Raw genomic sequence first — 13,344 nt, 5'->3', positions numbered from 1 at the left:
CTCGGCGGTCCCGTCGGCGAATGAGGAGAGTTACGTGGGAGCAAAGCGCGCGGCCGCCCTGGCTGTTCTGGTCGGCGGCCTTACCGCGGCGGCGTTCGCCCCGCAATCGGCGAGCGCCGCGGCGCCCAGTTGCGGAACCGGCACATATCAGAAGCAGGTCGAGGGCTATCTCGCGAAGCTCGGCGGATATGGCCCGGTGACCGTCGACGGTAAGCAGTCGGCCGCCGATTGCGCCGCCATCAAGAAGTTCCAGGCGCGATTCGGTATCAGGCCCGGCACCGGTTCGGCCGATGCGACGACCTATGACGTGGGCCGGCGCCTGACCGTGACCAGCACCGCGGCGTGCAACGCGAAGAAGACCGGCATCACTTTCTGCGTCGACCTCACCCACCAGACGACCTGGGTGATGAAGGACGGCAAGGTCTATCGACCGCCGACGGTCACCCGGACCGGCAAGAAGGGCTACGCGACGCCGGCCGGCACGTTCACCATCAACAAGCGCACCAGGAAGGAATGGTCGGACCCGTATCACGTCTGGCTTCCCTATTGGCAGCGTTTCATCGGCGGCCGCGGATTCCACCAGACCACGACCTATATTCACGACAAGTCGATCGGATCGCACGGCTGCGTCAACCTGCTGCCGGCCGACGCCCAGGCCTACTGGGGCATCGGCCGGATGGGCATGACGGTCAAGGTGTTCGGGCGCCGTCCGGGGACCTGATCCGCGCGACATAGAGTGGCGTCGTGTTGCGACGTCCCTCTCGCGTGCGCGGCCGGCTGGTCGCGGCGCCGGTGTTGCTGCTGGTGTTGACCGCGGCTTCCTGTGACAGCGGGCCCAAGGGTGTGAGCGTCGGCGCGGCCGGCCGGGGCACGGTCGACGAGATCGTCGAGGCGTCCGGCTCGGTCACCGCCCGGGCCGCGGCGACCCTGAGCGCCCCGGCCTCCGGCACCCTGGCGTCGCTGCGGGTCGAGGCCGGCCAGCACGTGACCAAGGGCCAGGTCGTGGCCGTGATCGACGCGCCCGACGTGGAGGCCCGCGAGAAGGCGGCGGCCAAGGCGCTCGACCAGGCCGACCGGGGCGGCGGTGTGTCGGTCGGCGGCACCTCGGAGTTCACGGCCGCCCGCAGGCGCACCGACGCCCGGGCCGAGTCGGCGTTCGGCGACGCCCGCACCGCGGCCGGCAAGGTCACCGACCCGGCGCTGCGGGCCGCGCTGCTCAAGCAGGTCGAGGCGGCCCAGAAGCAGTACTCGGCCGCCTCCGACGCGGCCGGGTCGGCGCTGCGGTCGGTGCAGCGCGGGGTGGCGTCGCTCGGCGACGCGGTCGGTGCGCTGTCGGCGGCCCAGAAACTGCAGGCCCAGCAGGCCTATGACCTGGCGTCGGCGGCGGTCGACGCGCTCACACTGCACGCCCCGGTGTCCGGGGTCGTCCAGCTGGGCGGCCCGTCCTCGGCCGGCGCCGCACCCTCACTGAGCTCCCTTCTGGCCGGCGGGAGCGCGCCGACCGCGGCGGCCGCGCCCCTGGCCGGCGTCGACACGGCCGTGCCGGCCGGGGCGTACGTCGCGGCCGGCACCCCGATCGCCACCATCGTCGACACCGGCCGGCTCGGGCTCTCGGCCCAGGTCGACGAGACCGACGTGCTGCTGGTCAAGCCGGGTGGAACGGCGAACGTCGAGTTCGACGCGGTCACCGGCGCGACCTACCAGGCGGTGGTGCGGTCGATCGACCTGCTGCCCACGACCTCGGCCACCGGCGGCGTCTCCTACCGGGTGCGGCTCGACCTGGGCAAGGGCACCGGCGACGACGGCACCACGGCACCGACCCCGCGGCCCGGCATGAGCGCGGTCGTCCGGCTTCAGGTACGCCGAGCCACCGACGCGACCACCGTCCCGGTCTCGGCCGTGATCAGCTCGGACGGCAAGGACACGGTCTGGGCCGTCCGCGACGGCCACTACCAGCAGGTTCCGGTCACGATCGGCGTGCAGGGGGAGGACGTCGTCCAGGTGACCGGCGGCCTGACCCCGGGCCAGCGGATCGTCGTCTCCGGCGCCGACCGCGTCCACCAGGGCGACAAGGCGTCATGATCGTCGCGACCGACATCGCCCGCTCCTACGACCTCGGCGGCGTCACCGTGTCCGCCCTGCGCGGCGTCTCGCTGACCGTCGGCGAGGGCGACTACGTGGCGATCGTCGGCACCAGCGGCTCCGGCAAGTCGACGCTGATGCACCTGCTCGGCGCCCTCGACCGGCCGACCAGCGGCACCCTGCTGATCGACGGCCGTGACGTGTCGACGCTGGGCCCGGCCGACATGGCTCGTCTCAGGAACGAGACGATCGGGTTCGTCTTCCAGTCGTTCCACCTGCTGCCGCGTACGACCGCCCGCGACAACGTGGCCCTCCCGCTCGTCTACCGGGGCACCGGCCGCCGGGAACGCCGCGAGCGGGCGGCCGCGATGCTCGAACGGGTCGGCCTGGCCCACCGCGTCGACCACCGGCCCAACCAGATGTCCGGCGGCGAGCAGCAGCGGGTCGCGATCGCCCGCGCGCTGATCACGTCGCCGTCGGTGCTGCTGGCCGACGAGCCGACCGGCAACCTCGACTCGACCACCGGGCAGCAGGTGCTCACCCTGCTGGAGTCGCTCAACGCCGAGGGGGTCGCCGTGGTGCTGGTCACCCACGACCGCGACGTGGCCGCCCGCGCCCGCCGGCAGATCGTCATGAAGGACGGGCTGATCGTTTGAGGCTGGTCTCATGAGATTGGCCGAGGCGTGGCGGGTCGCCCTGGACGCCCTGCGGGCCAACCGACTGCGCAGCATCCTCACCATGCTCGGCGTGGTGATCGGCGTCGGTGCGGTCGTCGCGCTCGTCTCGATCGGCACCGGCACCAAACAGCTGATCGAACGCCAGGTCGAGGGCCTCGGCTCCAACCTGCTCATCGTCGTGCCGGGGCGCCTGGAGGCCGGCGCCGCGCCGACCGCCTCGCCGCTCACGCTCGACGACGTCGACGCGATCGACCGGGTGGTCGGGGACCGGACGCGGGTCGCGGTCACGATCAGTTCGGGCGAGACCGTACGCGCGGGCGACAAGTCGGCCTTCGCGAGCATGCAGGGAGTCCTCGAGAACACGCCGCAGGTCTTCGTCCGTACGCTCGACCGCGGCTCCTATCTCACCCGCACCGACGTCACCACGGCCCGGCGGGTGGCCGTGCTCGGCGCGGGCATCGCCGGCCGGCTGTTCCCGGACACCGACCCGATCGGGCACCAGATCACCATCGGCGGCGTCCGGTTCCGGGTGATCGGCACGTTCACGCCCCTCGGGCAGAGCCTCGGCGTCGACCGGGACAGCGAGGTGCACATCCCGGTCACCGCCGCCCAGCGGCTGCTCGGCACCAGCCGCATCGACGGCCTGGCGATCAAGGCCCCGGACCGCGACACCATCGACGAGCTCGGCGCGTCGGTGGTCGCCACCCTGGTCAAACGGCACCCGGACACCGACTTCAGCGCGGTCACCCAGGAGCAGATCCTCGGGGTGCTCGGGCAGATCCTGGGCGTACTGACCGGGGTGCTGGCCGCGATCGCCGGCATCAGCCTGCTCGTCGGCGGGGTCGGCGTCTCCAACATCATGCTGGTCTCGGTGCGCGAGCGGACCAAGGAGATCGGCCTGCGCAAGGCGGTCGGGGCGCGGCCGCGCGACATCGGGATCCAGTTCCTGCTCGAGGCCGTCCTGCTCACCACCATCGGCGGCGTGATCGGGATGGCGCTGGGCATCACCGTCGCGGTGGTCGTGGACAAGCTGACACCGGTCCCGGCCGCCGTGACGTGGTGGGCGCTCGCGCTCGCGTTCGGCGTCTCGGCCGCGGTCGGCATCCTCTTCGGCGTCGTCCCCGCGCAGCGGGCGGGCCGCCTCGACCCGGTGGTCGCTCTGCGCACGGAGTGAGGCCGCACACGTCGCCTGGTAACGAGTGCACCGGCGGGAGAGGCTGACACCATGAAGGTGCCCGCGCCCCTGCTCGTCGTCGCCTCGATCAGCTCCGTGCAGGTCGGCAGCGCGATCGCGCGGCATCTCTTCGACGACCTCGGCGCGGCCGGGGTGACCCTGCTCCGGCTCGCGCTCTCGGCGGTCATCCTCGCCCTGATCACCCGGCCGCGGCTGCGCACGTGGTCGCGCCAGGCGTGGCAGGCGGCGATCGTGCTCGGCGTCGTGATGTCCGGGATGAACCTGATCTTCTATCTGTCGCTGAAGACGGTTCCGCTCGGCACCGCGGTCACGATCGAGTTCCTCGGGCCGCTGCTGCTCGCTCTCGCCCAGACCCGCCGCTGGGTCGACGTGGTGTGGGCGCTGCTCGCGGGCGGCGGCGTCGCGCTCCTGGGCCTCCACGGCGGCTCATCGGCCCCGGTCGGCGGCATGCTGCTCGCGTTCATCGCCGGGCTCTGCTGGGCCGCCTACATCGTCGGCAGCGCGCACCTCGGCGGCCTCGTCCCGGGCACCGGCGGGCTGACCGTCTCGCTGGCCGTGGCGGCCCTGATCGTGCTGCCGTTCGGGGCCCGCGGGGCGAGCGCGGTCGTACACCGGCCGATTCTGCTGCTCGCCGCGGCCGGGGTCGCGCTGCTGTCGTCGGTCATCTCGTACGGGCTGGAGATCAATGCGCTCCGGCGCATCCCGACCCGGGTTTTCGGGATCCTGATGAGTCTCGAACCGGCGGCCGCCGCCATCGCCGGGCTCCTCCTGCTCGGCCAGCGTCTGCCGACGGTGGGCGTGGTCGCGCTGGTGCTGGTCACGCTGGCCAGCGCCGGGGTCACGCTGGCCCGCCGGGACCGGAGTGTGACGCCGGCCGAGGTGGTCAGGGAACCCGTCTAGATTTCTCAGGTGCTCGGGGCGGTCGCCGACCTTGTAGGTGACCGAGGAGGGGAACCGTGGCGTACCAGTTGCGCGATCAGCACGGAGCATCTCGTGCCGTCGCGTACCTGATGATGACGGCGGCGCCGTTCATCTTCATCACGTTCCTCATGGTGCCCGGCCAGCCCGTATCCCACCTGGTGGCGGTCAGCGTGACCTGCGTCGTGCTCGCGGTCGGCGGTGTCTTCGCCCGGCTCCGGCCCGACCGGATGCCGCGCTGGTTCTGGGTCATCGCCCCGTTCTTCGCGATCATGGTGGTCACCGGCATGAACCTGGTGACCGAGGACGCGAGCACCGGGGCCCAGCTGTTCTATCTGTGGCCGGTGCTCTATTCGGCCAACTTCCTGAGCCGCCGCGTCGTCTACCTGACCATGGCCGGCGTCTCGGTCACCGAGGCGTCGGTCGTCTTCCCGCTGCTGCCCACGATCGGTGACGCCGCCTCCGACTGGGTGTCGATGACCGTCGCCATGACCCTCATCGCGATCATCGTCCTGAGCCTGCGCGACCGCGCCGACCGCCTCCGCGACGTGCTGGAGACCCAGGCCCTCGCCGACGCCCTGACCGGGGTGGCGAACCGCCGCTCGTTCGACGTCGAACTGGCCCGCGCGGTCGCCTGGTCCCGGTCCACCGGCGAGCCGGTCGCCCTGATCACGATCGACGTCGACCACTTCAAGGGGATCAACGACACCTGGGGTCACGCGGTCGGCGACCAGGCCCTCCAGGCGGTCGCCACCTCCCTCGAACAGGTGGCGCAGGGCGACGGCGACGTCGTGGCCCGCCTCGGCGGCGACGAGTTCGTGATGCTGCTGCGCACCGGCGACGAGGGCGCCCGCCGCGCCGCCGACGACGTCCGCGCGGTCCTGGCCCGGGTGGCGTCACTGCCCGGCGGGCCGCCCGGCCTGAGCATCGGCATAGCGGTGCTGCCCGATCACGCCGGCACCCCGGAGGAGCTGATGGGGGCCTCGGACGCCGCCCTCTACGAGGCGAAACTGCACGGCCGCGGCCGCACCGAGTCGCACCTCAGGGAGCCGGCGGTTCCGTGAGGCGCGGATAAGGGCCCCAGCCGTCCCGCAGGACATGGATGTACACGGCCTCGAGACAAACCCCGATCCGCTCCGCCAGCTCGGTGTCGTCCGGCCGGCCCAGCCGTACCGCCCGCGCGAAGTGGTCGAGCGCCTCCATGTACCGCCCCTGGTCGAAGCAGCACCGTCCGGCGTTCTCGTGCACCACGCTCCGCAGCGGCGCCGGCACCGGCGCGCCCGCCGCCTTCGCGAACAGCCGGTCCGCCTCGCCGAAATCCCCTCGCAGCCGCAGCACGTGCGCCAACTCGGCCTGCGCGATCACCATCGACTGGGTGTCCCGCGCCGACTCCGCGTGAGCCAGGGCCAGCCGGCTCGCCGCGGCGGCCATCCCGAGTTCCCCGAGCAGCCGGTAGACCTCGGCCCGGACGCTCAGCAGCCCCGCCTTCGCCACGTTGTCGGCGTCGTCGGCCAGCGGCTCGTCGAGCTTTTCGCCGAGGTCACGCAGCGCTTCCTTGTCATCGACGACCTCACGCAGCGTGCCCCCGTCGAGCCTCCACCGGATCGCCTCCAGGTCGGCCGCGGTCAGCTCTTTCTCATTGCGAGCCGCCTTCGGCGCCTCTTGCGCCAGCACCGGCTCGGGTCCGGGAACGAGAGGCAGCGCCGGCTCCGGCGCCTTTCCCGTACGCTCGTCAGCGTCGTCGATGTCCTTTTGCGCGTCTTCGCTCGCCGACTCCTCGGTCGCCTCGAACCACAGGCTGCCGAACTCGGTGTCCCCCCGCCGCGGCTCGGTATCCGGCCCGGTCACCACCAGCCGCCCGATCGGCTTCAGGTTGTGCAGAACCCCGCGCGCGTCCATGTACGGCGCCGCATGCGCCCCCATCCGCGGCGCACCGGGCACCGCCTCGGCCGGCCCGTCCGCGCCCTCCCCGAGATGCTGCGGCCGTCGCTCCGCCGCTTCACCGGCCGGTTCGTCCCGGTCGTCACGTTTCCGCTGCGCTTCGGCCCCGCCGTCGCGCGGCCCATCCTGCGGCTGAGCCCGGCCGGGCGCCTGCCGCCCTCCAGGCGAAACGATCGGCAGCGTATCGCCGAGCGACATCGGCCGCCCGGCGGCCGCCCCGGGGCCCCGCCCCTGCCAGCCGTCCTCGCCGCGGTCCGCCCCCGCACCTGCTCCTGGTTCTGCTTCTGCTTCTGCTGAAATCTGACCGTCGAGCGGCAGGATCGGCAGCTCAACCCCGGCCCCTTGCGCTTCCGCGTGCTGCCCCGAGGCCGGCCGTCCAGCCCCCGCCTGACCGCCACCCGAGTCCTCTCCGGCGCCCGGTGGCGCTGCCGGCGGTGCGGGGTTGGCGTTCTGCGTCCCGGGGGCCGGTTGGGTGCCGGCCGCGGGGCTGGCGCCTTGGGTTCCGGCGTCCTGCGGCGTGGCGGGTCGTGCGGGACTGTCGGCTTGAGCTGCGGCGTCCTTCGAGGCGGTCGGCTGTGTGACGCCCTGCTGCCAGGCGGCGGCCGAGGTCGCCGCGCCACCCTGACCGGCGCTCGGGTTGGAAGCCTGCGGTTGCTCGGCACCCTGCTGCCAGGCGGCAGCACCCTCCTGACCTGCGGCTGGCGTCCGGACCGCCGGACCGGCATGCCCCGGATCCGAACCACCCTGCGCGGCGTCCGGGCGTTCCTCGACCGCCTGCTCCTGAGCCGCCCACCCGCTTCCGCCCGTGGGCGTACTCGGATAGCCGGCGCCGGCCCGCGGCCCCCAAGGCTGCTGGGCCGGAGGCGCCCAAGCCGTCCCCGGACCTTCCGATCCCGCCGCGTCAACGCCCGCCCCGGGCGAGACCTGACCGGGCGCCTGATGCGCACCAGGCTCACCCCGACCCACCGAACCGACGTCGCCCGGCCGCCGCCTGGGCGCGACCGGCCATTCCCCGGTCGGCAGCGCGTGAGCCCCGCGCGCCGCGTTCTCGACCTCCGGCGCGGCACCACGGTGGCTGTCCGTCCCCGGCGCAACGGGCGTAACCAGCCGCGGGTCGCCCGGCGCGGTCTGCCGTCCGTCCCGAGGCGCCAGGATTCCCGGCCGAGCCTCGTCGGTCGGCCGCGAAGCAGGAGTGCCGGCCGCCGTGACGTCGGTCGGGTCCGCGTCTCCGGACGCCGTCGTCTTGCGGCCATCCGGAACAACCGGGCGGACGTTGGCGGCCGTAGCCTCGTTCGGATCCGGCGGAGTCGATTGCCCATCCGCCGGCGCAGAAACAACGGGCCGGACATCGGCCGCCGCGCGGACAACGGAGGCGTCCCCGGGGGCCGCGATTCGCCCATCGCCCGGCTGCCCGGGAGTCGGAGGAACCACCGTCGTGGCCGGAGCAGGATGTCCGTCGAACGGGCCCTGCGGCGCGGCAGCCGGCCGCCCTTCGCTCGGCGCGGGCGCGGGGGAGATCGGCCGGCTCAGCCCGGAGATCGGCACCGCGGCCGGCGGCGCGTCGTCCGGCACCATCGACCAGGGCCCGCCGTCCTGGGACAGCGTGACGTGCGCCGTCCGCGGACTACGCCGCGAACGCGTCCCCTCACCCGGCCCGGCGAAGCTGCCACTCTCTCCGGGGGCAGGCATGGGCCGTTGGCCTGGACCGGCGAAGCTGCCACTTTCCCCAGGCGCGGGCATCGGTCGTTGGCCGGGTGCGGTGAAAGAACCGCTTTCTGCAGGCGCGGGCATGGGCCGTTGGCCGGGTGCGGTGAAGCTTCCGCTTTCTGCGGGGGTGGGCATGGGCCCTTGGCCAGGCCGGGTGAAGCTTCCGCTTTCGCCGGGCGTGGGCATCGGTCGTTGCGTCATCCGGGCTTCGGCCTCGGAAGCCGCCCCGGGAACGCCTTGCTGCCCGCCCGGTGCCTGCGGCGACCAGCCCGGCTGGCCCGGCTGAACCGCGTAGCCCGGCAAACCGTGCCCCGCCTGTCCCACCGGAGCGGCATGGTCGGGCCGCGCCGGTTGCGCTGCCTGCGCCGGCTGAGCGAAGGCGGCCGGATACCCAGGCTGACCGGTCTGGCCGATGTGCTGCGGGTGGCCTGATTGCGCTTCCTGTCCGGCCTGGCGGGGTTGCGACGGCTGGGCGGGACCCACTTGGCCGGGCTGATTCGGATAGCCCGCCTGGTCCGGGTAATCGTTACGCGCCGCGACCCCGGGCTGCACCGGGTAGCCAGGCTGAACCGGCTGGCCCGGCACGCTTCCGCCGCCCGGCTGTCCGGCCTGCGGTTGAGCGGGTTGCCCCTGATAGCCGCTCTGCCCCGCCGGTGCCGCCCGACCCGGCCCGGCGCCTTGACCAGTCTGGCCAGGCTGAGCCGGATAGCCGTGCTGTCCCGGTTGCGCCGGCTGGTTCGAGTAGTCGGCTCGGGCGGCCTGCCCCTGCTGACCGGTTTGTCCGGGCTGAGCCGCTTGCCCGGGTTGGCCCGGAAAGCCCATCTGGCCGGGTGCCGGATAGCCGTGCTGACCTGCTTGGCCGCCCTGCGGTGAATAGCCGGATTGGGTGGCTTGGCCAGATTGAGCCGGGTAACCCGGGTGGCCCGGCTGAAGCTGGTGACCGGATTGGGGTGCCTGGCCGGGCTGAGTCGGGTAGCCCGACTGCCCAGCCTGGGCGGCCTGCCTCTGGGCGCCGGGCTGGCCGGCCGGACTCGGATGGGCGTTCTGCCCTGGCTGGCCAGGTTGAGTCGGGTAACCGGCCTGTCCGGTCTGGCTCGGGTGGCCGGGCTGTCCCGGCTGGGCGGGGTGACCGGGCTGTCCGGCCTGGCTGGGCGGGGTCGCGTAGCCAGGTTGTCCGGTTTGGCCGGCGGGGCTGGGGTACCCGGGCTGTCCCGGCTGGGCGGGGTAACCGGGCTGTCCGGCCTGGCTGGGCGGGGTCGCGTAGCCAGGTTGTTCGTTCTGGCCGGCGGAGCTGGGGTGGCCGGGCTGGGCCGGGTGACCGGGCTGTCCGGCTTGGCTGGGCGGGGTCGCGAAGCCAGGTTGCCCGGTCTGGCCGGCCGGGCTCGGGTAGCCGGGCTGGGTCGCCTGGGCGGGCTTGGTCGCATAGCCGGGCGGCCCCGCTTGGGCGGCCTGGTTCGGGTGGCCAGGCTGGCCCGGATACAGGGGCTGGCCCGCTCCGGCGGTCTGACCGGTCTGACTGGGCTGACCGGTCTGGCCTTGTTGAGCGGGGTAGGCCTGCGCCGGGGCTGATCCCGGTGAGGTCTGGCGGGTGCCGGCCCGGCCGGGGACCGTGGCGGTTGGGCCGCCGGTGTGGTCGGGCGCTGCGGTGGCTGCGGCCGGTTGGGTGCCGGGCGGGGGTGTGCCAGGGGTGCGGTCGGTGTCCGGGCGCTGGGTGGGGGAGTCGTTGGTTGGAACAGCCGGCACCGATGGGGGCGCGACCACGCGGGCCGCCGGGGTCGGCTGGCTGGTGCCCACGACGCGGGGGGTCCCGGTGGGTTCGGACTTCTTGACGACGCGGGGCCGGGCGGGCGGGGTCGCCTTGCTGATGACGCGGGGCTGCGTTGGCGGGGTGGCCTTGGCGACTACCCGGGGTGCGTCTCCGTCGGGGGCGGGGCTGTGGCGGGTTTCCGAATTCTCGTCCGCGCGGGAGGTAGCCCGCTGGTTTTCGGTGGTCTCGGCCGGAACCCACTGGCCGTCGGTCGTTGCGGCGCCGGTCCACTGGCCCTCAACCGTTTCGCCGGCCGCCCACTGGCCGTCGGCGCTTTGGCCTTCGGCCCACTGGCTGTCAGTTGCCGCGGCGGGGGGCCACTGGCCGTCGGTGGGTTCGCCTTCGGTCCACTGGCCGTCGGCCGCGGGTGCCCACGGCGAGTCGTCGGCAGCCCACTGCTGGTTGCCGCCGTCGGCCTGGGCCCATTCGCCGGTGGCGGCGCTGGCCCAGGTGGTGCCGTTGCCGTCTACGGGCTGGAAGTCGAGGTCGTACTCGGGGACCTGGGCACGGCCCTCGGCGACCTGGCCGCGCGGGTCCGGGGCCCACTCCTCGGCCGGGGCCTCGGGCGGCTGGGCGGGGGCCTGCTCGCCCTTCTTGCCGCGGCCGAACCGGAGCCAACCCCGCTTCTCGCCGCCCTTCGGGTGTTTGTCGCCGGATTCTGCCTCCGGCCGTGCGACCTGCTGCTCGACCGGTTGCCCAGGGCCGGCCTCGGGACGAACGCCCGGCTGCTGCTGTGCCACCCGCGCGGCCTGCTCGCCGGACCGGAGAGGACGGGCGTCCGGGCCACCACCGGGCTGCTGGGCGACACCGGGCTGCTGGGCGACACCGGGCTGCTGGGCGACACCGGGCTGCTGGGCGACACCGGGATGCTCGGCAACACCGGGCTGGGCGACACCGGGCTGCTGGGGCCGCGCACGGCCCACGCCGGGGCGAGCCTTCGGATCGCCGGGCCGCCCGCGAAGGTCTCCTGGTGCGCTCGGCCGGGCCTGCTCGTCGATGCGCGCGGCCGGGTCGTCGGGGCGTCCCCGCCGCTCGGCCGGGCGGGTCCGGCGCTCGTCGGGTTGCGCTACCTGCTCCTCGGGGCGTCCGCGCCGGTCGTCGGGTCGTCGGGCCGGGCCGCCACGGTGCTCGTCCGGCAGGCCGGGGTCTCCGCTTGTGCGGCGGCCTCGCCGCTCGTCGACCCGGGCGATCCGCTCGTCCGTGCCGCGTCGCTCGTCGTCACCGGGGCTCCGGCGCCGTTCACCGGTCCCGGGCCGCTCGTCACGCCCGCGACGCTCGTCGATGCGAGCCACGCGATCATCGGGCCGGGCCACGCGATCATCGGGCCGGGCCACGCGATCATCAGGTCGGGCCACGCGATCCCCGGGTCGGGCTACGCGATCCCCGGGTCGGGCCACGCGATCATCAGGTCGAGCCACACGGCCATCAGGCCGGCCCACCCGCTCGTCGGCGCGCGCCACACGCTCGTCAGGACGGCCCACACGCTCGTCAGGACGGCCCACGCGCTCGTCAGGACGGCCCACGCGCTCGTCGGGACGGCGGTCCCGGCGTACCTCGGGCGCGCGCCGCGCGTCATCCTCCGGAGACCAGTCGTAGTCATATTCGGCCACCCGGGGACGCTGCCGCCGGTCGGGCTGAGAAGGCCGAGAAGGCTGAGAAGGCTGAGACGGGCGGGACGGCTGGCGCTGCTGCTGCGCCGCCTCCTCGTCCTCGCTCGACCACACCGTGCCCGTACGCCCATGCCCGTACGCCTTCAGATCGCGATGGTCGAAAGGCTGATCGATATCGTCGGAATAGTCGGAGAACTCCGCGTACGGGTCGTCCTTGCGCCGCGGCCCCGACATCGGGAATTCGGGGGAGTCGAAGTCGGCCCCCAGTTCGGGCCGGTTGAAGTCGACGTCGCCGTACGCGTCGCCGGCCAGGTTGGGCCGGGACGTGTCGATCGGCACGAAGTCGGGGTCGTCGAGCCAGCTGGGCCGCTGCGCGTCGAAGGGCGCCCGCTTGGCCCGCCGGGCGGCGAGTTCGTCGACCGGGGCGTCCTCGTCGTCGCGGCGCCGGGTCGGGATGACCGGGTCGGGTGCCGTGCGCCGCTCGTACTTCTTTTCCTGGACGACGGCGGCGTTGGGCACCAGCGAGTACGGATCGTATTCGTCGTCCCAGTATTCGTCGTCCTCGAAGCTCATGCGGCGACCCCGCGGGCGTGCGCGCGGCTGTCCGGTGAGTCCGTCCGCCGCATCATGCCCCCGTCCTCCAGTGAGCGTCCCCCAGCCCTGGAACCCCCCGGTTGCCAGGCCACATCCGCCGCGCCGACAGCGATGGATGTGGAAGGTTAACCACGTATTTGCACACCGCGCCACCACCCCCGGCGGGCGCGTTGTCCGGCCTTGCGCCGCCGTCGTGACCGTGGGTCGGCCGCGGTGCCGGGCGAGGCCGGGGTGTTTCCTCGGCGGAGAGTACGCAAGTCGTCCGGGAACAGTTCAAACGAGTCCCGCCGGCGCACTTTCCGTCGGCGCCGGGGGACGCGATGTGACGGCCGGTGAGGTCGGGGATTTAAGCAATTCTTAAAGCTGTACTGAGGATCCCCACGACCGCGGGGTCGCCCGAACGGGTCAAGATCAAAAAGTGGTGGCGAATGCCACTCTGCGTATTCACGGATCATGGACCTTCGGGGTGTCACCGTGGAAAACGCCCGGGACAACGTGGTCCTGGGTCTTCAGATGACGACACCGAGTGAAGGGAGCGGATTATGCCGCGCCTCGACATCGGCGCCGTTGGCGCCACCTGCCGGGCGGCCCTGCGCCGCATCGACGCCTGGACGCTGGAGACCCTGAACGCCCCGGCCGGCGGCCGCCGCCCCCGTAGTTAGCGGCCGCCCCCGCGCCGGAAACCCCGGGGACGATCACGCCGATGTGCCCCCCATGACGGCGTGATGTCAAGTAAAAGCGCGGGAGTGCCGGGCACGGGAACGGCGGCGGGGGTGGACAACCGCCGCCCGGTGGATGCGGGAAACCGGAAAA

7 protein-coding genes are annotated in these 13,344 nt (G+C 73.4%); 6 read left to right on the top strand and 1 reads right to left on the bottom strand.

From position 1 onward, the window contains the following. Positions 1-34: 34 nt before the first annotated feature. Genes AB0M88_RS40920 through AB0M88_RS40895 form a run of 6 tightly spaced genes read left to right on the top strand, consistent with a single transcriptional unit; the run spans position 35 to position 5,936 of the window. Positions 35-721, top strand: coding sequence for a L,D-transpeptidase family protein (locus AB0M88_RS40920; protein WP_364111396.1), 687 nt, complete (start codon positions 35-37; stop codon positions 719-721). 23 nt (positions 722-744) lie between these two features. After that, positions 745-2,082, top strand: coding sequence for an efflux RND transporter periplasmic adaptor subunit (locus AB0M88_RS40915; RefSeq protein WP_364111394.1), 1,338 nt, complete (start codon positions 745-747; stop codon positions 2,080-2,082). Then, positions 2,079-2,738, top strand: coding sequence for an ABC transporter ATP-binding protein (locus tag AB0M88_RS40910; RefSeq protein ID WP_364111392.1), 660 nt, complete (start codon positions 2,079-2,081; stop codon positions 2,736-2,738). The genes AB0M88_RS40915 and AB0M88_RS40910 overlap by 4 nt, the downstream gene beginning before the upstream one ends. Before the next feature lie 10 nt (positions 2,739-2,748). Next, positions 2,749-3,933 carry an ABC transporter permease gene (locus tag AB0M88_RS40905; RefSeq protein WP_364111390.1) on the top strand — a complete coding sequence of 395 codons (1,185 nt, stop codon included), beginning with the start codon at positions 2,749-2,751 and terminating at the stop codon, positions 3,931-3,933. A gap of 51 nt (positions 3,934-3,984) precedes the next feature. Continuing rightward, positions 3,985-4,854, top strand: coding sequence for an EamA family transporter (locus AB0M88_RS40900; protein WP_364111388.1), 870 nt, complete (start codon positions 3,985-3,987; stop codon positions 4,852-4,854). A 56-nt stretch (positions 4,855-4,910) separates the two neighbouring features. Then, positions 4,911-5,936, top strand: a complete 1,026-nt coding sequence (locus AB0M88_RS40895; protein ID WP_364111386.1) for a GGDEF domain-containing protein — start codon at positions 4,911-4,913, stop codon at positions 5,934-5,936. Here AB0M88_RS40895 and AB0M88_RS40890 read toward each other — a convergent pair. Then, the gene (locus AB0M88_RS40890) at positions 5,914-12,687 is read right to left on the bottom strand and encodes a hypothetical protein (RefSeq protein WP_364111384.1); all 6,774 of its coding nucleotides are present in this window, start codon (positions 12,685-12,687) and stop codon (positions 5,914-5,916) included. The two genes, AB0M88_RS40895 and AB0M88_RS40890, sit on opposite strands and share 23 nt — an antisense overlap. Positions 12,688-13,344: the final 657 nt, after the last annotated feature.

Origin of the sequence: Actinoplanes sp. NPDC051411, assembly GCF_040682075.1 — a bacterium.
Lineage (GTDB): Bacteria > Actinomycetota > Actinomycetes > Mycobacteriales > Micromonosporaceae > Actinoplanes.
The sequence above is the reverse complement of the archived record's forward strand: the minus strand, read 5'-3'. Positions and strand labels throughout refer to the sequence as shown.